This window comes from Peptoniphilus asaccharolyticus DSM 20463, assembly GCF_900176115.1.
Lineage (GTDB): Bacteria > Bacillota > Clostridia > Tissierellales > Peptoniphilaceae > Peptoniphilus > Peptoniphilus asaccharolyticus.
Genome location: NZ_FWWR01000009.1, coordinates 941,993 through 964,356 on the forward strand (window position 1 = coordinate 941,993; position 22,364 = coordinate 964,356).

General features: G+C 30.7%; 23 protein-coding genes and 2 pseudogenes. 9 read left to right on the top strand and 16 right to left on the bottom strand.

All coding sequences use genetic code 11. From position 1 onward, the window contains the following. Positions 1 to 53: 53 nt before the first annotated feature. Genes B8869_RS05500 through B8869_RS05515 form a run of 4 tightly spaced genes read left to right on the top strand, consistent with a single transcriptional unit; the run spans position 54 to position 4,685 of the window. The gene (locus B8869_RS05500; protein ID WP_084230675.1) at positions 54 to 734 is read left to right on the top strand and encodes a response regulator; all 681 of its coding nucleotides are present in this window, start codon (positions 54 to 56) and stop codon (positions 732 to 734) included. 1 nt (position 735) lies between these two features. Then, entirely contained in the window at positions 736 to 2,511 is a 1,776-nt protein-coding gene (locus B8869_RS05505; RefSeq protein ID WP_084230676.1) for a HAMP domain-containing sensor histidine kinase, read from the top strand. Further along, positions 2,504 to 3,841 carry a hypothetical protein gene (locus tag B8869_RS05510; protein WP_084230677.1) on the top strand — a complete coding sequence of 446 codons (1,338 nt, stop codon included), beginning with the start codon at positions 2,504 to 2,506 and terminating at the stop codon, positions 3,839 to 3,841. Before B8869_RS05505 ends, B8869_RS05510 begins: the two co-directional genes overlap by 8 nt. A gap of 1 nt (position 3,842) precedes the next feature. Continuing rightward, on the top strand, positions 3,843 to 4,685 hold the full coding sequence (locus B8869_RS05515) for a hypothetical protein (protein WP_084230678.1): 843 nt from the start codon (positions 3,843 to 3,845) through the stop codon (positions 4,683 to 4,685). Positions 4,686 to 4,728: 43 nt separating this feature from the next. On the opposite strand, the gene B8869_RS05520 is transcribed toward B8869_RS05515, so the two are convergent. The 3 genes from B8869_RS05520 to yfcE form a co-directional block, all read right to left on the bottom strand. Beyond that, positions 4,729 to 5,151, bottom strand: a complete 423-nt coding sequence (locus B8869_RS05520) for a hypothetical protein (protein ID WP_084230679.1) — start codon at positions 5,149 to 5,151, stop codon at positions 4,729 to 4,731. Between the two features lie 75 nt (positions 5,152 to 5,226). Next, on the bottom strand, positions 5,227 to 5,493 hold the full coding sequence (locus B8869_RS05525; RefSeq protein ID WP_084230680.1) for a hypothetical protein: 267 nt from the start codon (positions 5,491 to 5,493) through the stop codon (positions 5,227 to 5,229). A 128-nt stretch (positions 5,494 to 5,621) separates the two neighbouring features. Next, entirely contained in the window at positions 5,622 to 6,173 is a 552-nt protein-coding gene (gene yfcE, locus B8869_RS05530) for a phosphodiesterase (RefSeq protein ID WP_084230681.1), read from the bottom strand. A gap of 83 nt (positions 6,174 to 6,256) precedes the next feature. Here yfcE and pepT point away from each other — a divergent pair, with 83 nt between their 5' ends. Beyond that, positions 6,257 to 7,480: a peptidase T gene (pepT, locus tag B8869_RS05535; RefSeq protein WP_084230682.1), complete on the top strand. Its 1,224-nt coding sequence runs from the start codon at positions 6,257 to 6,259 to the stop codon at positions 7,478 to 7,480. Positions 7,481 to 7,523: 43 nt separating this feature from the next. Here the strand turns inward: pepT and B8869_RS05540 are convergent, their stop codons facing one another. The 4 genes and pseudogenes from B8869_RS05540 to B8869_RS05555 all read right to left on the bottom strand — a co-directional run bounded on the left by B8869_RS05540 (position 7,524) and on the right by B8869_RS05555 (position 9,872). After that, positions 7,524 to 7,706 carry a transcriptional regulator gene (locus B8869_RS05540; RefSeq protein ID WP_084230683.1) on the bottom strand — a complete coding sequence of 61 codons (183 nt, stop codon included), beginning with the start codon at positions 7,704 to 7,706 and terminating at the stop codon, positions 7,524 to 7,526. Positions 7,707 to 7,739: 33 nt separating this feature from the next. Beyond that, positions 7,740 to 8,519, bottom strand: a complete 780-nt coding sequence (locus tag B8869_RS05545; protein ID WP_084230684.1) for a ZIP family metal transporter — start codon at positions 8,517 to 8,519, stop codon at positions 7,740 to 7,742. A gap of 120 nt (positions 8,520 to 8,639) precedes the next feature. Then, positions 8,640 to 8,888, bottom strand: coding sequence for a hypothetical protein (locus tag B8869_RS05550; protein WP_084230685.1), 249 nt, complete (start codon positions 8,886 to 8,888; stop codon positions 8,640 to 8,642). 45 nt (positions 8,889 to 8,933) lie between these two features. Continuing rightward, positions 8,934 to 9,872, bottom strand: a pseudogene (locus B8869_RS05555) (IS30 family transposase). A gap of 215 nt (positions 9,873 to 10,087) precedes the next feature. On the opposite strand from B8869_RS05555, the gene B8869_RS05560 reads away from it, so the two are divergent. The 4 genes and pseudogenes from B8869_RS05560 to B8869_RS05575 all read left to right on the top strand — a co-directional run bounded on the left by B8869_RS05560 (position 10,088) and on the right by B8869_RS05575 (position 13,447). Further along, entirely contained in the window at positions 10,088 to 10,855 is a 768-nt protein-coding gene (locus B8869_RS05560) for a DUF134 domain-containing protein (protein WP_084230686.1), read from the top strand. 122 nt (positions 10,856 to 10,977) lie between these two features. After that, positions 10,978 to 11,966, top strand: a pseudogene (locus tag B8869_RS05565) (IS30 family transposase). 98 nt (positions 11,967 to 12,064) lie between these two features. Further along, positions 12,065 to 12,505, top strand: a complete 441-nt coding sequence (locus tag B8869_RS05570; RefSeq protein ID WP_234989760.1) for a helix-turn-helix domain-containing protein — start codon at positions 12,065 to 12,067, stop codon at positions 12,503 to 12,505. Positions 12,506 to 12,598: 93 nt separating this feature from the next. Then, the gene (locus tag B8869_RS05575) at positions 12,599 to 13,447 is read left to right on the top strand and encodes an IS3 family transposase (RefSeq protein WP_234989794.1); all 849 of its coding nucleotides are present in this window, start codon (positions 12,599 to 12,601) and stop codon (positions 13,445 to 13,447) included. Positions 13,448 to 13,511: 64 nt separating this feature from the next. On the opposite strand, the gene hpt is transcribed toward B8869_RS05575, so the two are convergent. From hpt to B8869_RS05615, 9 genes are all read right to left on the bottom strand, one after another. Further along, complete coding sequence (hpt, locus tag B8869_RS05580) at positions 13,512 to 14,051, bottom strand: hypoxanthine phosphoribosyltransferase (protein WP_084230687.1); 540 nt, start codon at positions 14,049 to 14,051, stop codon at positions 13,512 to 13,514. Positions 14,052 to 14,605: 554 nt separating this feature from the next. Further along, on the bottom strand, positions 14,606 to 15,925 hold the full coding sequence (locus B8869_RS05585; protein ID WP_084230688.1) for a sensor histidine kinase: 1,320 nt from the start codon (positions 15,923 to 15,925) through the stop codon (positions 14,606 to 14,608). Beyond that, a complete protein-coding gene (locus B8869_RS05590; protein WP_084230689.1) occupies positions 15,922 to 16,575 on the bottom strand; it encodes a response regulator transcription factor in 654 nt (217 codons plus the stop codon). Before B8869_RS05590 ends, B8869_RS05585 begins: the two co-directional genes overlap by 4 nt. Positions 16,576 to 16,671: 96 nt before the next feature. Then, a complete protein-coding gene (locus B8869_RS05595) occupies positions 16,672 to 18,048 on the bottom strand; it encodes an ABC transporter permease (RefSeq protein WP_084230690.1) in 1,377 nt (458 codons plus the stop codon). Next, entirely contained in the window at positions 18,048 to 18,704 is a 657-nt protein-coding gene (locus B8869_RS05600; RefSeq protein WP_084230691.1) for an ABC transporter ATP-binding protein, read from the bottom strand. The genes B8869_RS05595 and B8869_RS05600 overlap by 1 nt, the downstream gene beginning before the upstream one ends. A 9-nt stretch (positions 18,705 to 18,713) precedes the next feature. Beyond that, entirely contained in the window at positions 18,714 to 19,991 is a 1,278-nt protein-coding gene (locus tag B8869_RS05605; RefSeq protein ID WP_084230692.1) for an ABC transporter permease, read from the bottom strand. Positions 19,992 to 20,009: 18 nt separating this feature from the next. Continuing rightward, positions 20,010 to 20,900 carry a 4Fe-4S binding protein gene (locus tag B8869_RS05610; protein WP_084231063.1) on the bottom strand — a complete coding sequence of 297 codons (891 nt, stop codon included), beginning with the start codon at positions 20,898 to 20,900 and terminating at the stop codon, positions 20,010 to 20,012. After that, complete coding sequence (locus B8869_RS12305; protein ID WP_144017945.1) at positions 20,893 to 21,045, bottom strand: CD1871A family CXXC motif-containing protein; 153 nt, start codon at positions 21,043 to 21,045, stop codon at positions 20,893 to 20,895. Before B8869_RS12305 ends, B8869_RS05610 begins: the two co-directional genes overlap by 8 nt. A 21-nt stretch (positions 21,046 to 21,066) precedes the next feature. Next, on the bottom strand, positions 21,067 to 22,224 hold the full coding sequence (locus tag B8869_RS05615; RefSeq protein ID WP_084230693.1) for a TlpA family protein disulfide reductase: 1,158 nt from the start codon (positions 22,222 to 22,224) through the stop codon (positions 21,067 to 21,069). Positions 22,225 to 22,364 lie beyond the last annotated feature (140 nt).

Consider the following 22,364-nt stretch of genomic DNA (forward strand, 5'->3'; position numbering starts at 1 on the left):
CACAATTTTAAAAGTTTTTATTTATCTGTTATAATGCAAATTAGGAGGCGCCTATGTTTGGAAAAATTTTAATAGTAGACGATGAACGATCAATCGCAGATATAATAGAATATAATTTAAAAAAAGATGGCTATGAAACTCAGACTGCATACGACGGCAAGCAATGTTTAGATAGAGTTTCCGAAGAACATTTTGACCTTATAATCCTCGATATAATGATGCCGATTATGGATGGTTTTTCGGTTTTAACTGAACTTAGAAAAACATCTAACATACCCGTAATTATTCTTACGGCTAAAGAGGAAGAAGTCGATAAAATTTTGGGCTTAGAACTTGGTGCAGATGACTATGTTGTAAAACCATTTTCTATGAGAGAGTTGACCGCTCGTGTAAAGGCCATACTAAGAAGACGTAATATAGAAGTAAAAAGCGAATCTGAACACATCAATTCAGAAGGATTAGAAATTGATATTGATAAGTATGAAATAAAAAAAGACGGAGATATTGTTGATTTGACCTTAAGAGAGTTTGAACTTCTTAAATTCTTAGCTAAGAATCCCGGACAAGTTTTTTCAAGAGAAGAACTGCTCGATAAGGTTTGGGACTATGAATACTATGGCGATATAAGGACTGTGGACGTAACAGTTAGACGTCTTAGAGAAAAGATAGAAGATGGCAAAGATTATAAATATATTCTTACTAAACGTGGAGTAGGATACTACTTCGGAGGATAAAATGCTAAGTAGTATAAAATATAGATTTATGACTATATACTTTCTCTTGGTGTTGGTGTGTATGTCAATTGTCGGAGCCTTTATCATAAATAGGCTCGAAAGTGCTCAGCTACAGAACGTGACCGAAAACATGAATTCAACCATGAACTCAATAGTCACAACTTCAAGTTACTTGACCTCAGAAGACTGGCTTTCTAACCAAGATCAAATAATAAATACATTTATAAGTTGGAGATTTCCATCTAATCAATCTATGTATGCTCTGACAGCAGATGAAAATCCTCTTATAATAGCAGCTTCAAAAAATGTTAATCTAATACCTCTTGCAATAGCTAATGACACAATCGAACCTGATTTGGTTTTAAATTCAATTTCAGGTTCAGAAAGCCAAAGAGTTATATTTGATGAAAACTCAAATCTTCATGAAAAACATATTTCAAAACCCATCTTTTCTTCACAGGGAAAAGTTATGGGTGTTTTATATATGACAGAAAACTTAAATGGTATCTATGATGTAATCGACAATGCAAGGAGCATATTGACTTATGCAACCGGCATTGGACTTATAATCACTCTGACTCTTGGTTATTTTTTGGCAAATTCTATCACAGGTCCTATCAGAGATTTGACTAAAAAAGCTAAATTGATGGCAAGAGGAGATTTTAATCAAAAAGTAGAGATAAAGTCTAATGACGAAATAGGTAATCTGGGTTCAATGTTTAACTATCTAACAGAAGAACTAAACGCAACTATGGAGCAGATGGAGATAGAAAAGGGCAAGCTAAACACTATCTTCACGTATATGCAAGAGGGCGTTATCGCAGTGGACAAAAATGGTTTTCTAATACACGCAAACCCTACTGCTAAAAGAATATTGAACTTAAAGACCAACACCGGAGAGAATTTAGATTTAGAAAGTTTTAATATATCCAACCTCGATTATAACGACTATTCTTCTTTGGTCGGCGATGGCGAAATAGAAATTGAAGATAGATTTTATAAATTAAAATACGCTCCATTTAGAAGAGAAAAAATCAACCAAGGTATCATAGTCGTTTTCCAAGATATGACCAAAGAGCACAACTTGGATATTATGCGTAAAGAGTTCGTAGCAAATGTGAGCCACGAATTAAAGACACCTATAACCACAATCAAGAGTTATTCCGAAACAATCTTGGACTCAGAAATGACCTACGAAGATATAAAGCACTTCGTAGGAACTATAAACCGCGAAAGCAATCGTATGGGCAGATTGGTATCAGATTTGCTACAGCTTTCAAATATAGATTACGGCACAAACAACTTTGTATTTGAACCTATTGATACGTATGATATCATCAGCCAAACTTTGGAAAGCTTAAATATTATGATTAAAGAAAAATCTCATAATATACTTTTAGACATTCCAATGGATATAAAAGATTTGTACGCTGACATGCACTCAACCGAGCAGATAATTATGAATATAATTTCAAATGCAATCAAGTACACTGCTCCTAAGGGTAAAATTGAAATTCATTGCAGAAATATCGGTGAGTACGTTGAATTAAAGGTTAAAGATAATGGAATCGGTATTCCAGAAGCAGATTTAAAGAGAATTTTCGAAAGATTTTACAGAGTTGAAAAAGGCAGAAGCAGAGCCATGGGCGGAACCGGTCTTGGCCTTTCAATAGCCAAGGAACTAACTGAAAATATGGGCGGCAGCATAAGAGTAAATTCAAAATACAATCATGGAACAGAAGTTATTTTAACTTTCAAGGGTGTGAGCCATGAATAGAGCACACGAATATATTTTAAATATAATCTTAGTTGGTCTAGTCGCTCTTACACTCTTCCTATCTAATATTCTTTGGATTGATGTAAAGAGCTCTCATATTAAATCTAACCAGCGTATAGATGAATCAGAATATGCTACAGAAAATCTTTTTAGAGAACTTTTAAAACCTCAGAGCATGGTTGCAAACTACAACGGAAAACACCATGTGATATATAATTTTAACGATATCTACAATTCATATCAGCAAACTGTATACGATGTGTTTTCTAATTCAACCGCAAAAAATGGACAGCTTATTTCAAAAGAAGAATACATTAAACTGCAAAATATTCCTTCGTTAGTCCTTTTATATTCTTCATCTGTAGACTTATCTATAATAGTAAATTTAATAGGTCAATCGGAGTCAAACGACTCACCGATTCCGATCAAGGAAATTTATCTATCTCGAGAATTTATAGTTGTAGGAGACGGAACAAACCACTACAAGTTCGAACGAGGTGTGAATGTAGACTTCACTCTATCCTCGCTCGCAGAGGAAAATCTTCCTGACTATAAAAACCTAAACGAAATATATCAAGTGAATAAGAATTTATATTTTCCGTCTCAAAACTATTACCTACTAAAATCCGTAAATTATTCAAATGATTTAAAGAGCTTGATGTTACAAGAGTCCTATGTAAGCAATCTCTCCTCTCGATTTTTAAATCAAAATGATGCTCACATAAGAGATATAGTCCAAGACGATAGCCATAGTTTAATTTACGGAAATGAATATCTTACGCTATATAGCACAGGGGTAATTGAATACGAAGATTTAAATCCTTTAGATACAACGGTAAGAAATTTATATGCCTCTTTAAAAAGCTCTATCTCATTTATTTCAAATAAGGTTGGAAATGCAAACATATATCTCTCTGCAATAACACCAATAGAAAAAGAGGACAACTTAGGTTATAGATTTTCATTTAATCTCTATGAAGATTCCATACCTGTTTTAATAAATGACTCTCAAAACCCTTACTATATCGAAGTTGAAGCTTATGGAGAGCGTGTAACTCATTTCAGACAAAACTATAGAAAATCAATTAGTGAATCCCCCGCCTTAGAAAAAGTTAGGGCTGTGAGCTTGGAAAGGATAGTTGAATTGTCACCTACGGTATTTACAGTTCCATTTGATGAAGTTTTAAATAATATATCTGATATATGCGTGGTCTATATAGATAATACATCTCACGGTCAAACCGAATTAAAGCCATCCATATTTATCAAGTACAACAATAGACACTTATTCTTTTCTATGGAAACAGGCCGTCTTTTAATGGAGAAATAGTATGGATTGGTATAAAGCAAAAAAAATATTAATAATAGCGCTGATAATCACAAACATAATACTGTTCGGTATGATTATCCACCGCTCACTTATAAGCCAAGATAGAACTACTTCATCAATTTTTATAAAACAAGTGAAATCCCGTCTCTTGGAGAAAGGAATCAAAGTTGATGCAAAGGTTCCGAAATCAAAAATCAGCTTGCCCTCTCTAAGAGTTGAATTCGACTCTTACTCAAAATTAGATTTAAACGAAAGATTCTTTGCAAGTAGAGGTAAATTCCAAGAGCCAAACAACAGTTTCACTCAAATCACATTCGCTGATGAAATTCTAACTGTTGTAAACACAAGACGTTTGATTTATGAAAATGTAAATCCAAAAATATCTTCTAAGTCAAAAATGAAAGCTGAAGAAGTTGCCAGAAAATTTCTACTCGATAGGAACTTTGACATTTCAAATATGATATTGGTCTACTCAAGCTCTTCTGACGACGAAACCAAATTGCATTTCGCCAAGGAGTTTGATGGAGTAATATTGGAGAGGTCTTTCATAGATCTTATTATACGAGGAGACACAGTCATCTCCATGGATCGTCTTTGGCTAAATGTAATAGATAAATCACCTAACTTTGTACGTCTACATTCAGCTCCAAGAGCTCTACTTACTCTTCTATCCGAGCCAGACTTAACTTCTAAAACAATAACTCGAATAGAAGAATGTTACTACTTTGACCCTGAGGAACAAGGTTATGTCGAAGATATCACCAAAGCCACAGAAGGAAAGGCAAGAGCCGCTTGGAGAATTCAATTCTCCGATGGAGAAAGTATAGAAGTTGAATCAAAATAAAGTGTTGTCGAAAATAAACGGCAACACTTTTTATATGCACTATTTAATTTATTAATGTTCTTCTTTTATTTACAAATATATAACCACTCGCCGCTATAAATATCAGCGCTATTATAAGCAATATATAAGTTGGAAAATCAGAACCCAAACTTACCAACTTAACTCTTATCGCAATAAGAGCCCACGCTACTGGTAGCATATATACTGAATTTTTTAGCTTAAATCCAATCGCTAAAATTAATAAAATAAAAATCAATACTAATACTAAACCACCAACTACATCATCTACATCCATTCTACCCATAACTCTCATCATTACAGCAACTAAGTTTGGTGCATTTGCTATACTAAGCCATCCACCATAGATTCCAAAAGTTATAGGATACAATAGTTTGAATCCTTTTAAATTAATCTTTTTAAGCTCGAATAAAATCTTAATCAATGCAACAGCAAGTCCAAAAATCATAACCAATCATAACCATTGAAACTTCTATCCAAACCATTGAAAATGAAAATACACATAGTATATTAAAAATACAACTCAACCAAAAATAGGACTTATCTTTTCAACTACTTCTCTATATCCTGATTTTTCAGCATTTATAAGCAAAGCTACCATACTCACAAGTAAAAGAGTGTATATTAGACCCCAAATACTAAAAGCATATCCAGCCGGAGTTACAATTGTGGTGTATATCTCAGATACATCTTTTTGAGCTAATCCATTAATAATACCCATATAGTTTACAATAACCATGACTATATAAAATAGTAAATTTATCAACGACTTCCTCTTTAAATTATTCATAACACACCTCTTAAGCTCAGGAATAAACTCCAAAACTCCTATCCATTAAAATTTCCTTCGTTGATAAATCTATGCCCAATAAAAATTTTATCCCCCTTTTACCTATCATTTCAGAATGCCAATGAAATTTAATGTCCAATTTTATATGAACTAATAACCTCCGATGTATCTACATTATAAAATTTAAAAACTCCATCTTCATATATAACCACAGACTTACTTCCATCTTTTGGAAGAGTCGGACTGCCCGGACACATATATATTATTCCGTCAATCTTTTCAAACCTCTTTATATGTGTATGCCCAACGACTACAATATCAGCACCTAACTTTTTAGCCTTTTGCACTCTCTCTTCAAGACTTTCCCTATAGCCATGTAGTGCAAATATCTTTAAATCTCCCCACTCTAAAAAGACTTCAATATTGTCTAAAAACTTCCTATCCATTACTTGCTCATCTACATCTGCATCACAATTGCCCTTCACCATAAAAATATCATCTCGTTTTGCAAATACTTCAGCCAATTCTTTAGCGTCATACCCCGGATGAATTCCATTTCTCGGTCCCGGAGCGAGTACATCTCCCAAGTGCAAAATCCTATCACAGCCATCCAAAACGCCAAGAGCTTTCTTAGTGTCGTCTAAATATCCATGTGTATCTGAAATAAAACCTATCTTCATAAAATCCCCTCTAAATTAAATACTCGTTTGACTTTAGTATACCCCAAGAGTATTCTTAAAATAAACAACTAAAGGAGGCTATTATGAATATCAGCGAACGACTTATAGAATATGTAAAAATTGATACTAAATCAGAACCCGAATCAAATACATTTCCAAGCTCTAAAAAACAATTTGATCTTGCAAACTTGCTAGTGAAACAATGTACTGAAATGGGACTTTCAGCTGTCAACCTAGATGAATTTGGATATGTTACAGCTACTTTGGAATCAAACACAGACAAAAACACACCCGTACTCGGTCTTTTAGCTCACATGGACACAGCACCGGCCATGACAGGCACAAATGTAAATCCACAAATTATAAAAGATTATGACGGCAAAGACATAGTCCTAAATGAAAAAGAAAATATTATTTTGAGCCCGGAAAAGTTCCCAGCACTTAATGACGTGGTGGGTTTGGACTTAATCGTAACAGATGGAGCTACCCTTCTTGGCGCAGATGACAAAGCCGGCGTGGCAATCATTATGCAAACTATGGAGTATTTTAAAAATCATCCTGAAATACCTCACGGAAAAATTAGAATAGCTTTCACTCCTGACGAAGAAATCGGAAAAGGTGTAGATAATTTTAATGTCGAATCATTCGGCGCTGACTTTGCACTTACTATAGACGGCTCAAAGCTTGGCGAAATACAATATGAATGCTTCAATGCTATAGGCGCTAAAGTTTTAATCAATGGAGAAAGTGTACACCCTGGCACAGCCAAAAATAAAATGGTAAATGCCATCAGCCTTGCTTTTGAATTGGATAATATGCTTCCAACAAATATGAGACCTCAATTCACAGAAGGTTACGAAGCTTTCTACCACTTAGACGAAATAGTTGGTAATGTAGAAAAAGCCGAAATGGATTATATACTTAGAAGCTTCGACTATGATGAAATACAAAATATGAAATCTGTTTTTACTTCAGCAGTTGAATTCTTAAATAAAAAATATGGCGATAGAATTGAAATAACTTTTAAAGAGTCATATAGAAACATGAGAGAAAAAATAGAACCTCACATGGATATAGTAAATCTTGCAATAGATACACTATCATCCATCGGTGTAGAACCTGTTATAGAACCAATTCGTGGCGGCACAGATGGAAGTAGACTTTCATGGATGGGGCTACCTACTCCAAATATATTCACAGGCGGAATGAACTTCCACGGCAAATACGAATACATTCCAATTCAACACATGGAGAAATCACAAGAGTTCTTAACCAAATTCATAGAAAATCTAACACAAACTAAATAGCAACTAAAAAAGGTAGTACTTCATTTGAAATACTACCTTAACTTTATTTTTCAGCAGGTTCCCATTTGCAACGCACAGGAGAAACTATTGCCTCTTCCTTCTTAAGAGCTTTAAAAGCTTTGTCCACTTCTGCCTTTTCAAGTCCTGTCGCCTTAGAAACTTCTGTTGCATTCATAGGTTTTCCAGCTTCTCTCATAGCTTGTAAAATTTGTTCTTTTATTTCCATGTAAATCTCTCCTTTTAATTTAGATATTTATATTTACCCAAGCGCCACATCTAAAATCATCATTAGAATAAATCCTACAGAAAAAGCTATAGTTCCATTGTTAGAATGCTCTCCATCCGACATCTCTGGTATCAATTCTTCAACCACAACATACATCATCGCACCAGCTGCAAAAGCTAAAAAATAAGGTAGCACTGGCACAACCATACTCGCTGCCAATATAGTTAATATTGAAGCTATTGGTTCAACAACCCCAGATAAAACTCCATATATAAAAGTCTTCCACTTATTCATCCCCTCGGCTCTTAACGGCATTGATACCACCGCTCCCTCCGGGAAATTTTGAATGGCTATTCCAAGAGCCAAAGTGAGCGCCGCCGCTTTACTAACTCCAGAACTTCCAGCCATCCAGCCCGCATAGACAACCCCGACAGCCATCCCCTCAGGTATATTGTGTAAAGTCACTGCCAAAATCAATTTTGTAGTTCGCTTTAATTTGCTTTCCATTCCCTCTTCATAATTGTTAAAATGCATGTGAGGAGTAATCTCATCAAGCACTAACAAAAATCCTACTCCTACAGCAAAGCCTATAGCCGCAGGCAAAAAAGCGAATTCCCCTAAATTCTCCGAAGACTCTATTGCTGGAAGAAGCAAACTCCAAAAAGATGCCGCCACCATTACCCCAGCTGCAAATCCTGTCAATATTTTCTGCAATCCCGCAGATATTCTATCTCTCATAAAAAATACCATCGCAGCACCTAAACTCGTGCCTAAAAATGGTATTAAAATCCCTTGAATAACTTGTATGTCCATATCTACTCCAATTTAATAAACTTAATTTTTTTATCTTATACCCTTTTGTTTAAAATTTAACTATCTATATCTTATATTACAAAAGAAAAAGCCAGTTTAAAAACTGACTTAACTTAATCATTAATTATATAATTCCGAATTGCTTATAGCATGAAAAATTTCTAATAAATTTCTTTCATTTAGACATCTATCTACACTTATTATCTTCTTCCCCTCAACTTTAGGTAAAAGACAGGTAGAAATTATAAATTCCCCTTCCAACCCTCTCAATGTATCAGCATCTATTTTATGACCTTTATATACTCGGAATTCTACAATATAACCTAATAAATTTTCTAACTTAGCCTTTATAATATTTCCGTTGTACATATTTAAGTCACTTATTATGTTGATTTGCAATAATTATTGCGACACTTAGCTTAATAAATTTAATTCATGTATAAAACATTCAAATGGTGTATCAAACTCTAGGCATTTTCTCGGTCTAGAGTTTATTTTATAAATAGCATCTATTAAATCTCCCTCTTCAATTTTAGCTAAGTCAGTTTTCTTAGGAAAAAACTCTCTAAGTAAACCATTGCTATTTTCGTTAGTTTCCATTTGCCAAGCACTATATGGATCTGCGAAATAAAAGTCTATATTTAATTCACTTTCTATATCTTCATAACAAGCAAATTCTTTACCTCTATCTGAAGTAAATGTCTTGAATGCTCCTTGTGGTAATTCTTTTGTTAAAGTGTGTATAGCATCTAACATAGATTTTTTACTGCGATCAGGCATTTTTATTGCAAAATATGCACGAGTCTTCATTTCTGCAAATGTCGCTAAGCATCCTTTACTTTTACCTCTAGATGATACTACTGTATCAAGCTCCCAATGACCAAATTCTACGCGTTTTTTTACAACTTTGGGTCTTTTAGAAATAGATGTTCCTATATTAAATTTACCTCTTGTTTCTCTAGAGTTTAAAGATTTTACTTTTCTTCTTAAAACTTTAACTGATATATCTAAAAGCCCTTTATATAGCCAATTATAGATTGTTTTAAAGCTTAATTCATCTTTAAAACATCTGCCTACTATTTGTTTGGGAGACCAGGTGGCTTTTAGCTTTTCTTTGATAAATTGTTTTAACTCTTCAGTAAGTTTTGACTTTCTACCTTTGTTTTTAGAATTAATAGAATAATCAAGATCAGCCTTTTTTGCATCGTATTTGTCTTTACATCTTTTTAGCTCTCTACTAATTGATGAATGATGATAACCTAATATTTTTGCTATTTTTCTTGCTGAGTAACCTTCATTATTTAAAACTTATATTTTATTTCTACAATCCATGGTAATATATTTATGACTCATAACAATCTCCTTCATGTCTATGTTTTTGTGGTAATTACATTTTACATGAATTGATTTTGTTATGGGTTTTTATTTTATACTAGTGTCGCATTTAATTTTACAATCTATCTTTAGTTCAATTTCATTTTACAATTAACCTAAAAAAATTTTTATTGACAAATAAATCTAATCATTATACATTTTATTTGACATATGTCAGAAACGAGGTGTTTGAAATGCCAAGGCCTAAACGAAGTAGGCAAATCTGTCAATATCCAGACTATTGGAGTTTTGCTCCTTTAAGTGACGCAAAAGAAGAAGTAGTTGAGTTAACTTTAGACGAACTTGAAACCATCCGTTTGATAGATTATGGTTCGCTGAGTCAAGTAGACTGCGCAGAGCAGATGGGTGTTTCAAGAACTACCGTTACTGCTATGTACGATAGAGCAAGAAAAAAAATTGCCGACTCAATTATTGGTGGCAAGAGATTAGAAGTCAAAGGTGGAAACTGTGAAATAAAGGAATCCTCCGTATATAAATTATGCAATAAGAAAGGAAAAAATATTATGAGAATAGCAATACCTTACGAAAACGGCGAAATTTTCCAACATTTTGAACATGCTGAACAATTCAAAGTATACGATATCGGAAATGGAGCAATAAATAATTCAACTATAATCGAAACTCAAGGCGAAGGACATGGAGCCATAGCTGGTTTTCTTCAAACAAATGAAGTTGACGTTTTAATTTGTGGTGGAATTGGCGATGGTGCGGTGAGAGCACTACTAACAGCTGATATCGATATCTACGCCGGAGCAATGGGCTTAGCTGATGATTTTGCAAAAGCATTTGCAGAAGGTAGACTAGTTTCTGCATCTGAGCCAACTTGCAACTGTGGAGGACACCACGACCACGGACACAGCCACGAAGGAAGCTGTGGACACGACCATGGTCACTCACACGGATGTGGTTGCCACGGAGACGATGGAGGATGTTGTCACTAATTAAGAATCTTTTTTCTAATGATAATTTATCATAACAAGTGCAACATAAATAAACTCATAGCTAATCAGCTGTGTTAATATGTAAGTGACCAAACAAAACATATTAAAAGGAGTGATTAACTATGAGCTATAACCATCTTACCATAGAAGAAAGATCTTGTATTTACCAATTTTTAAATTTAGGAATGAGTATAAGGAAAATTGCACAAGCACTCAAAAGGCCACCTAGTACAATATCTAGAGAAATTAAAAGAAATTCATCTAAGATAAAAGTTAGTAGGGGAAGTTACACTAAGTACTTTCCGATAAAGGCAAATGATAAATATATTGATAGAAGAAAAGACTGCCATAGAAAAAGTAAATTTTCTAAAGATGTTATTGATTATTTAACTGTAAAGATTAACGAACATTGGTCCCCTGAACAAATATCAAATAGAAACACAAATGAGATTCATGAATTACCATCTACATCAACGATATATAGAATGATACACGCCAAAAAGCTGCCAAAAACTAGTATGAAAAATTTGAGAAGAAAAGCTAAATTTAAAAGGCCAGCAGAAAAAAGAGGAAAATTCAATGATAAAGGTAGAACAATTAAGAAAAGACCTAAAGAGATATACAGAAGGCAAGAATTAGGCCACTGGGAAGCAGATACAGTGGAATCAGGCAGATTAGATCATAAAAGGAAAAGTAGATGTTGTTTCGTAACCTTAGCAGAAAGAAAATCTAGATATTATATAGCAATCCTAGTTGAAAATAGAAAGTCGGAAAGCGTAACACCAGCAATAATAAATGCATTAAAAGATTATCCAAAAGAATTAGTAAAAACAATAACCTTTGATAGAGGTAAAGAATTTTCAGAATTTGAGAAAATAGAAAAAGAATTAGGATGCAAAACTTAATTTTTGTTGATCCCTATTGTGCATGGCAAAAAGGTACAAATGAAAATAGTAACGGACTTTTGAGGGAGTTTTATCCTAAGGGTATGGATTTATCAGAAGTGAATATTGATGAATTAAATTATAACTTAAGTTTAATGAATAATAGACCTAGAAAATGTATAAAATATAAAACACCTAAAGAAGAACTTTTTGGTCTCTTACCATAGGTGTTGCATTTGATTTGACAATTCGTCTAATAGAAAAACCTGTCTTTCTAATGATATGTACCCTCTTTACTGGACAAACCAGTAAGGAGGGTATTTTTATGAAATATAGTTATGAAATAAAAAAAGAAAGCGTGCAATTGTATAGAGATGGTAAATGGCCTGATACACCTGAAAGGACTAACGAAAAAAACTTTCATGATTCAATTAGAATATGGGTTAGGTTAGAAGAACTTCATGGACCAGAAATTTTAAAACATGGAAATAATATCAATTGGACACCTGATGAGAAATTAGAAATGGTATCTAAAGTGTTAGCTGGAAATTCCATAACATCTATAGCAGTTGAATATGGAATTAATCATGGACAGCTTTATTCATGGGTTAACAAGTATAAAAATTATGGATATAATGGTCTTGTAAATAAAAAGAGAGGTCGTAAATCTAAAAATACAAGTATGAAAAATAAAAATATCCATAAAGCAAAAGAACTTAATGAATCTGAAAGAGAAGAACTAATAAAACTTAGAGCAGAAAAATGAATATATAAAAGCAGAAAACGAAATAATAAAAAAAGAGATCGCCTTGAGAGAAGAACGTTACGCTGCGCAACTCAAGGCGAAAAAGCAGCGATTATCAAAGAACTCAAAGAAGAAGGATACAGACTAAAATATCTTTTAAAAGCTATTGATATGCCAAGATCAACATACTATTTTGAAATAAATAAAGTTGATAAGATAAAGATTAAGAATAGTCACATTGCAGATAAAATAACTCAAATATTTAACTTCCACAAAGGAAGATATGGAGTAAGAAGAGTATATATGGAGTTGATAAATCAAGGTTATATCATAAATCATAAAAGAGTTCAAAGAATAATGCATGAGCTAAAACTATTTGGAAAAAGATCTAAGGAAAAATATCACTCATATAAGGGGAAGGTAGGTAAAGTAGCTAATAATATAATAAATAGATATTTCAAGGCAGATAAACCTCTACAAAAATGGACCACAGATGTGTCAGAATTTAAATTCTCTTGGGGTAAATGCTACATATCTCCAATACTTGATATGTATACCAATGAGATAATCTCTTACGACCTATCCTTAAGTCCTAACTTAAATCAGATATCAAATATGTTGAAAAAAGCATTTAACAAATTTCCAAAACTAGATAACTTAATACTACATTCAGATCAAGGTTGGCAATACCAACATGAATATTATGTAAATGAGCTTAAAAAACATGGCATAAGACAATCAATGTCAAGAAAAGGTAATTGCTATGATAACTCCATAATGGAGACATTCTTTGGAAGATTAAAAAATGAAATTTATTATGGTTATGAAAAGAGTTATAGCTCTTTTGAAGAATTTTCAAAAGCAATAGAGGAATATATTTACTATTACAACAACGAAAGGATTCAATCAAAAACAAAATGGATGCCACCTACAAAATATAGGTTAGCATCCACTAATAATTAATTAAATATTGTGTCCAGTTTTATGGGTACACATCACTAATGAAGGACAGGTTTTTTTTATTTATTTATCTATCTTCGTCTAAAACACAAAATACATAAGGTATATTTCTATATCTATCTTTGAAGTCCAAGCCATAGCCAACTAAAAATTTATCTTCTATTTCCATTCCAATATAATCAGCAGATATGTCCGCTGCTCTTCTCTCTTGTTTATTAAACATTACACAAGTTTTAATTGATGTTGGGTTTTTCTTTTTCAAATGGTCAACTAAAAATTCCATAGTTATACCAGTATCCAAAATATCATCTACGATTAAAACATCATATCCATCTAAATCATAATCTATATCCTTTATGACTTTAACTTTACCAATGTTGATTTCACCATCTCCATAGCTTGAAGTCATCATAAAATCTATTTTTGTAACTGGTGTTATATGTTTTGTAAGTTCTGCTGTAAAGAAAAGAGCTCCTTTTAAAATTGAGATAACCAATAAATTTTTATCTTTATAATCTTCAGAAATTTTCGCTCCTACTTCTTTGGATATGTCTTCCAATTTTTCTTCACTACATAAAACTTCCCATTTTTTCTTTTCTATATCCATAACTTTCTCCTTGCTAATTAAAATAAATTATATACGTTATATGTACTGTCTTTATATTATACCTTTTTATTAGCCGTTATTCTATACTCAACCCTCTCTTTGATTACTTTTAAAGCACTGCTAAATCGCTCAAAAAGACGTGACTTTTAAATCACGTCTTTAAATTATCTATTAAATTTTGGACAAGAGAGCCTCAGTTTCAACTTGCTCATCATTTTCCAAACTTATATTAAGATCTTCATCAATGATAGGTGGCTTAAAAGTAATGGATTTTAGCCATTGTCCATTAGGCTGCTTCTCTTCATAAATTTGAATTTCAGAATTGAGTTTTATTAAACTTTTTAAGTTTCTATTCTATCAAATATTTAAACAATCTCTGCCTCCGAAAAGACTAACTCATATAGTTTTACTAACAATATTTTTATTAGCATGTTCAAATCCTTATTTCTTATATCAATTATTTTCTGTTCACTTTCAATAATAAAAAAGTCTTTACTTCCATGGCTAATAATAAGTCTCTATTTTTCAATAACTATTGCAAAATTATATCTTGTTTAAGAAAATATTTTAATTTTAAAGATAAAAAATTCTTCATCCTGCAATGCTTTATATTCTATATTGTAATTATTCAGAATATTACTTACAATATATAAACCTAATCCATTACTATTTTCCTTATTTAAATCAAATTTAACATCAAATATTTTATCCATATTCGAAATTTTATTGTTACCGTATGAATTCTCTATATATAACCAATCATTAACTATCCCAATATTAATTACCCCATTTACATCAGTATATTTTACCGCATTACTAATCAAATTAGATAGAATCATCTTTAAAGCTGTTTTTCCTATATAAATATTCTCATCTAATATATAATTATTAACAGTTATTTTCTTTTGATTTGCTAATATTTCATACTTTTTTAATATGTCTTCTAATGTATCATTTATTTTCAAATATTCTTCATCATTATTCAAATTTTCTATAGAATGAACTGATAATATTTGAGAAATATTTTTTGTTAAACTATCAACGATTCCAATACATTCATTAATATAAACATCTCTTTCTTTATATTTTCCAATATTGTATTTCATGTTTTCCAGTATTATTTTAAGACTAGCAAGCGGAGTTTTAAGTTCATGGGATGCACCTTTAAAAAAGTCATATTTTAACTTTTCTAATTTTAAAATTTCTTTATTTTTAAATTCCAAATCGTCAATTGTTCTTAATAAAGTAGAATACAAATCATTAATTTGTTGTTTTAATTCTCCAACTTCATCATTAGAGCTAACTTTTAAACGCGTTTTTTTATCAAGTTTCATCATTTTATCAGTAACAATTTTTATTTCTTGTATATTATTTTTTATTGATTTTGCATAAATTAAAGAAATAATAGCAGAAAATAAAATTGATATTAATAAAGAATATGGTAAAAATTTAAGGCTTAAATCTTTCGCATCTTTTTGCATATCAGCTGTAGAAACAAATTGTAGATTTGTTTTTTTACCATCATTAAGCTTTATTTCTCTTTCTTCAATTATCAAAGAATTACTATCACTTTCTAAATTAACATTTATATTATCTTTGATTTGTATTTCATTCTTATTATTTTTTTCTTTTATAAATGCTTTTATTTCACTACTCTCAGAATAAAGCTCCAAAGTTTGTTCTATATATTTTATTTCTTTTCCATTCATATTACTAGAAATTTCATTTGCAATATTATGAATCTTTTCTTTTCTCGTCTCCAAATATGTTTTAGGAAAGATAAAAAAAACTAATGCATGAACTAATATAATTATTATTCCAAGAACAGAAAATATTTGTATGAACATTTTTGGAAATATCTTTAATTTTTTCATTTTCTCTCCAATTTATATCCTACATTTCTTATAGTAGTTATACAGTCTAATTGTAATTTTTTTCTAAGTTCTTTTATATATACATCTATTACTCGATCATAAGGAGTTTCTTCGCTATCTTTCCATACATAATCAATAATTTGCATTCTTGTTAACACTCGTCCATTATTATCCAATAAACATTTTAATACTTCTAGTTCTTTTGCATTTACATCTATTTCTTCACCATTTATTTTAGCTGTATAGCTATTAAAATTAACCGATAGATCCTTATATTCAAACTTCTCTAAATGTCCATAGTTCTTCTTAATTAAAGAATCTATTCTAGCCTTTAAGACCGGCAATGAAAATGGCTTTTCTACATATCCGTCTACTAAATTAGTAAATGCATCAATTTTATATTCTTCATCACTAAATGCAGTCAAGATTAGAATTGGTAAATTGCTTTTCTTTCTAATTTCTTTCAACACTTCTAAACCATTCATAAAAGGTATCTGAATGTCTAAGATAACCAAATTTATATCGCTATTAAATTTTGACAAGGCTTCTCTTCCATCTTTAGCTTGAATAACAGTATATCCAAATTCTGAAAGATATTCACTTATTCCCTCTCTTATCATATTATCATCTTCAACAGTTAATATCTTCATATGTACCTCCACTTAAGCCATGCACTTATATTATACAGCATATTATTTGATATTTAAAATCCAAAAAATTTTCGGTGCTAAAAAGCACCGAAAATTTTAATTATTGTCAATTAATAATTCTTTTGGATTCCTTCTTAATATATTGAATGAAGAAATAATCAATGATACAAGAAGTACTAAACTCATAAATATAACTACATAAATTATGAATTTAGGTAATACATTTATATCTAAACTTGATAATGTCTTGTTAAATCCTTCAGCTTCTGCCCCACCACCTAATTGGCTAGATGCAGATTGTCTGGCTATTTGTTTAGCTATATCACCAGTAACCTTATTCAATATATTATTCCCAAGCTTATCAGCTGTATATTGAGCTAAGAAATAAGAACCAACGAATGCGGGGATTGATATAAATACCATCTCAATTAGGAATTGACCAAAAATTTCTAATTTTGATATACCTAATGATAGTAATACTGCTATTTCTTTCTTTCTAGCATTCATCCATAAGAATAATAATAATGAAACTACAACTCCTGCAAATATTAATGAGCCAACAAATAATTTATTTGAAATTGAGTAGATACCTGATATAGATTGTTGTAATGCAGGGTAATTCGATGAACTTTTAATCAAATTATATTCTCTCCAATTTATATCTAATTTCCCAAGATCTTTTATTACACTATCAAGATTCTTATCACCTTTTACAAAGAATGTTGCATCTTGGTATACAGCTGTATCTTCTGTATTACCATAAACTTTAGCAGCTGTATGAACATCAGTGATTAATGTATTTTCGTATAGTTCTTGTGCTGCACTTACTCCACCGCTATTATGCCCGTCGAATAGACCTTTAATTTCTACTTCTACTGTTTCATCTGCACCTTTCTCATTATCAGCATCAAATAAATTAGATTTTATTTTTATCTTATCTCCAACTTTAAGATTATTTTTTTCAGCTAAATCTTTATGCATTAAGATTTTATTTTTATCTTCATTTTCTAAATGATTTCCTTCTACTAATTTATATGCTTCTGATACAAATTTTGTTTCTTTTGATGAGTCGTTAACCCCAGTTAACATAACTGTTCTTTTAAAATTCTTCGCTCTTTCAGGTGATTGATTCGCAAGAGTCTCTTGAGTTTCAATAATATCATAATCAACTAAATCTGCAACACTGTTTATTCTTTTTACATAGGAGTCTATACTATCTGTTTGAGATATCTTTTTAATATCTTCACCTTTTACATTTCCCCCACCTCTAGGTGTTCCTGGATTTACTTGTCTATTTATTTCCATAGAAAAACTATTTGTTATATTAGCAAATGTTTCTTTTGAAGCTTTGTTCGTAGCATCTTTAATAGATAAACTAATGATACTTAAAGTTGACATAGATAAAATAACTAATATAATAATTAATGATTTTAAACTTTTTCTAGTTACATAAGCAAATGCATTTTTTATCATTATTTAACCTCCAAATTCATTTTATTTACTTTTTTCAACTTTTTATCACTTAGTTCTAAAATGATATCCGCAGAATCTGCTACTTCCTTACTATGTGTTACAACTATTACACATTTATTTCTATCTTTAGCTAATGTCTTTAATTTATTAATTATTTCTCCAGCGGTAACACTGTCTAGATTACCAGTAGGCTCATCAGCTAGTATTATTGGAGCATCTGATACCAATGCTCTAGCAATAGCTACTCTTTGTTGCTGTCCACCAGATAATTTCATAACATTTCTTTTTATTTGGTTTTTATCTAAACCTAGTTCAAACAAGATACTTTCATCTGCTGATTTATTTACTAATCTAATATTTTCAATTGGTGATAAATAGTCTATTAAATTATAGTTTTGAAATACTAAAGATATATTATTTTTTCTGTGATTACTATATCCTTTCTTTTCTATATCTTCATTATTAAACAATATTTCTCCTGTTTGAGGTTTATCAAGTCCAGCAAGTAAGGAAAGAAGTGTAGATTTTCCTGTTCCTGACTTTCCTACTATCGCATAAAACTTCCCAAGTTCAAATTTTTGATTTACTCCTGACAAAACTTTTTCTTTAGAATTTGCATAACTATATGCTACATTCTTTATTTCTAATGTATCCATTATTTTCTCCTAACTTATTTTTGATAATATTTCTTTAGGCTTCTTGATTAATATTAATGCAGAAGCAAATACAACTGATAAAACAATAATACTTATTAATATTAAATAACTTTGTCCAAGTGTTGTTATATTTAACATAAAACTACTATTATTTATTAAACTTCCACCGGAAATCATTGAGTCCTCTGAGTTAATGAATCCATCTACAATTACTTTTAGCAATACATTTCCTAAAAATAATGAAGATATTATACTTGGTATCGATATGAATATTAACTCTAATATAAATTGCATTATAATTTGTATCTTAGATGTTCCAATAGATAAAAATATACCTATTTCATAAATTCTTTCTCTTAACCATAGAATCAAGATTAATGAAAGAACAACCATCCCACCTAACATAATAGAATAAGTCATTATTTTTATTATATGTTTTATTCCACTCACTGACTCTAAAGACTCTTCAAACGCATTAGAATCTTTTTCAACAAAATACTTTGACTCATCAATTTTAAGCTCTTTCAATTTGTTTAAGGCTAAGTCTGTAGATTCTGCACTACCAGAATACATTAAAATTTTATTTGCGATTTTATTATTTTCTGATTTATTTAATATCTCTTGGCTTGTTGAATAATCTACAAACGCCATATTTTCACTAAAATCAGAAGATAATCCTGTATATGTTTCCTGTTTTTTACCAGAAAAGATCCCTATAATTTTAAATTTATGACTTTTTATTTTTCCACTTTTTTCAATATCTAGTAATTCAAGATTAACTTCATCACCTAATTTTAGATTGTTTTGTTTAGCAAGTTCTTCATGAACAATAATTGAATTCTTATCATTTTCTCCTATATTTTTACCTTCTTTAATTGTAAATACTCCACTACTAAAAAAAATATTTCTTTTAGTATTATTTGTAGCTTCGAGTGAAACAACATTCTTAAATTCGTCAGATAAGTCTTCTCTATTTATTCTTTGTTCTCCGCTAACTACTTTAGCATCTTTTAGTTTTGCTAATCCATCATATTGAATTATTTTTTCTTCAATTTCTTTTATTTTTTCAATATCTTCAAATTGATTGATGTTAAAATATCCGCCATCTTTTTTTGTTATTGATATTGAAGAATTAGAACTTTCATATAAAGCCTTTTCTATTTCGTTGCTTGATTTCATTATTGTTAAACAAGAATACACGCAAGAAAGAACTATAGTTAATATGATAAAAATTATGAAAGTTCTATTTCTCTTTCTTGTAATATATGCTATAGCATTTTTTATCACTTTCCTAACTACTCCTCTCTATTTTCTTGCTCCAAAACTAATTGCATCTACAGGACAAGCATTTTTACATCTTGCGCATCTAATACACTCCATATGATTACAATTTTGAACCGGATCTATATTCATTTGGCAAACTTTTTTACATCTACCGCAACTAATGCACTTATCTTTGTCCAATTTATACCTAAATACTGAAATTGAGTTGAAGAATGAGTAGATAGCACCAAGTGGGCATATATACTTACAGAAAGGTCTATATAGGATTATTGAAAGTATCACAGTTGCTATTAAAATTGTTCCTTTCCAAAAATATAAAAATCCTATAGCACCTCTCATAGTTTTATTCAGTAATACAAGTGGTAGTCCACCTTCTAACATACCAACCGGACATATAAGTTTACAAAAATATGGAGAACCCTGACCCAAAATATCAACTAAAAATAAAGGTAATATTATTACAAACACAAGTAAAATTACATATTTCAATTTTCTCAAATGCTTATCAAACTTAAATGTTTCTATTTTTTTATAAAATGGAATCTTATGCAATAGATCTTGAATTAATCCGAATGGACATAACCATCCGCAAACAAATCTTCCTACCAGCGCTCCTATAAAAAATAAAAAACCTACTATATAATAGCTGAATTTATATTCCGACTTTCCAATCACTGCCTGTAGCGAGCCTATAGGGCAAGCACCTTTTGCCCCCGGGCATGAATAACAATTCATACCCGGAACACAAATTTTTTTCAATTCTCCACCATAAATTTTACCTGTCTTAAACCCTTCAAAGTAAGAATTAGTAATTAAAAACCAAACGGATTGAAATAAATGCCTAAAACGATCTCTTATTTTATATTTATCTTTTTTTGTACTACCATTTATAATATTTTTAATTCTATCCAATTCCAATACACTCCATACAAATTCTTATCGCCTTTTCCAAGACGACTTTAGTTTCTCCATTACTATGACCATAGTACATCATCGCCATACCAATAAAGATAATTAATAAAGATAAGGCACGGCTTTTTAAAAACTTATTAACCATCTACCAATCACCGCTTTACTTTTATTTATTTTTTATATTTGCAAGTTCTTTTTCAATTACTTCTTTCCATTCTTTTGCACTTTTTGCTCCTGAATAAGTTTCACCTACAATTTCACCATTCTTATTAACAAAGAATGTTTCCGGTAAAGCTTGTATTCCATTTAATCTGCCATTAAAATTAGTTTTATCCGGCATTAAGAAAGAATATGGCGCTTTAGTTTTTTCTTGTATTATTTTTGCTTTTTCAAGCGCATCTTTGTTTTCACCATTATCGTCAACGGTATCTGTAACAACTCCAACTATATTTACACCTTTATCTTTCATTTCTTTATAAACTTCAACTAAATCAGGAATTTCCTTAACACACGCTGTACACCAAGTTGCAAATACGTTAACCATAGTAATATCATAGTCTGCAAAATCTTTACTTGAAAATTCTTTTCCGTTAATATCTTTTGTTACCACATTGCTTAAATTACCGGATGTCTCTTTATTGAATGCTTCTGTATTTTTTAAATCAGTTTTTTCTGATAAAACAAAACCATTTTCCGGACGTTCTTTTTTATCTATAATCTCAATCTCAGTTTTGTTAAATTCATCTAAAAGATTGCTTTCAGCTCCGCTATTTGTGCTTAGATAGCAATCATAATTTCCATCACTTGAAACTCCTATTTTAGTATGAGTATCACATTTTGTAATCTTAGATATTTCTTCTTCTGATGTATTTTTTTCGAATATACCAATAGTTCCAACTCTTTCAAGTTCGTTTTGCCATTTTTCATATCCGTCGCCCATCTTTTCTATAACTGCATTTTTTTGTTCTTCTGTCATTTTATTAAATGTCAAAATAGCATACTTCAATTCTTTGTCTATAGGACTTTGATCATCCAACATTGCAATTTTTTTGTCAGAAATATATTTTCTGGTTTCATCTGAAAGTTTAAATTTAAGTCCTAAATATTCATAAACATATTCTTCCTTTGCTTCCAATGTATAATCTGACGGTTTAAAAGTTTCTGTTTTTCCATTTGCATTAGTTGACATACCTGCTTGTTCGGAACTTATGGATTGTCCTTCTTTAATTTTATTGTTTTCATTACTTTTTTGACACCCAACTGCGCTTAAGCTCAAACATAATGTAAGTAATAGACATGCTCCTTTTGATACTATTTTTTTCATAAATTATTCCTCCTTTATTTTTTACACAATAGCATTTTATAGCTACTTTTAATAACATTCTACACGCCTTTTATGAAACGTTGATGAAATATAATTTTTTATTTTTCCAAACTATGGTATAACAATATAAATATTATGCT

Coding starts and splice junctions, on each gene's coding strand:
- B8869_RS05500 (WP_084230675.1), top strand. CDS start 54: ATGTTTGGAAAAATTTTAATAGTAGACGATGAACGATCAATCGCAGAT.
- B8869_RS05505 (WP_084230676.1), top strand. CDS start 736: ATGCTAAGTAGTATAAAATATAGATTTATGACTATATACTTTCTCTTG.
- B8869_RS05510 (WP_084230677.1), top strand. CDS start 2,504: ATGAATAGAGCACACGAATATATTTTAAATATAATCTTAGTTGGTCTA.
- B8869_RS05515 (WP_084230678.1), top strand. CDS start 3,843: ATGGATTGGTATAAAGCAAAAAAAATATTAATAATAGCGCTGATAATC.
- B8869_RS05520 (WP_084230679.1), bottom strand. CDS start 5,151: ATGATTTTTGGACTTGCTGTTGCATTGATTAAGATTTTATTCGAGCTT.
- B8869_RS05525 (WP_084230680.1), bottom strand. CDS start 5,493: ATGAATAATTTAAAGAGGAAGTCGTTGATAAATTTACTATTTTATATA.
- yfcE (WP_084230681.1), bottom strand. CDS start 6,173: ATGAAGATAGGTTTTATTTCAGATACACATGGATATTTAGACGACACT.
- pepT (WP_084230682.1), top strand. CDS start 6,257: ATGAATATCAGCGAACGACTTATAGAATATGTAAAAATTGATACTAAA.
- B8869_RS05540 (WP_084230683.1), bottom strand. CDS start 7,706: ATGGAAATAAAAGAACAAATTTTACAAGCTATGAGAGAAGCTGGAAAA.
- B8869_RS05545 (WP_084230684.1), bottom strand. CDS start 8,519: ATGGACATACAAGTTATTCAAGGGATTTTAATACCATTTTTAGGCACG.
- B8869_RS05550 (WP_084230685.1), bottom strand. CDS start 8,888: ATGTACAACGGAAATATTATAAAGGCTAAGTTAGAAAATTTATTAGGT.
- B8869_RS05560 (WP_084230686.1), top strand. CDS start 10,088: ATGCCAAGGCCTAAACGAAGTAGGCAAATCTGTCAATATCCAGACTAT.
- B8869_RS05570 (WP_234989760.1), top strand. CDS start 12,065: ATGAAATATAGTTATGAAATAAAAAAAGAAAGCGTGCAATTGTATAGA.
- hpt (WP_084230687.1), bottom strand. CDS start 14,051: ATGGATATAGAAAAGAAAAAATGGGAAGTTTTATGTAGTGAAGAAAAA.
- B8869_RS05585 (WP_084230688.1), bottom strand. CDS start 15,925: ATGAAAAAATTAAAGATATTTCCAAAAATGTTCATACAAATATTTTCT.
- B8869_RS05590 (WP_084230689.1), bottom strand. CDS start 16,575: ATGAAGATATTAACTGTTGAAGATGATAATATGATAAGAGAGGGAATA.
- B8869_RS05595 (WP_084230690.1), bottom strand. CDS start 18,048: ATGATAAAAAATGCATTTGCTTATGTAACTAGAAAAAGTTTAAAATCA.
- B8869_RS05600 (WP_084230691.1), bottom strand. CDS start 18,704: ATGGATACATTAGAAATAAAGAATGTAGCATATAGTTATGCAAATTCT.
- B8869_RS12305 (WP_144017945.1), bottom strand. CDS start 21,045: ATGGTTAATAAGTTTTTAAAAAGCCGTGCCTTATCTTTATTAATTATC.
- B8869_RS05615 (WP_084230693.1), bottom strand. CDS start 22,224: ATGAAAAAAATAGTATCAAAAGGAGCATGTCTATTACTTACATTATGT.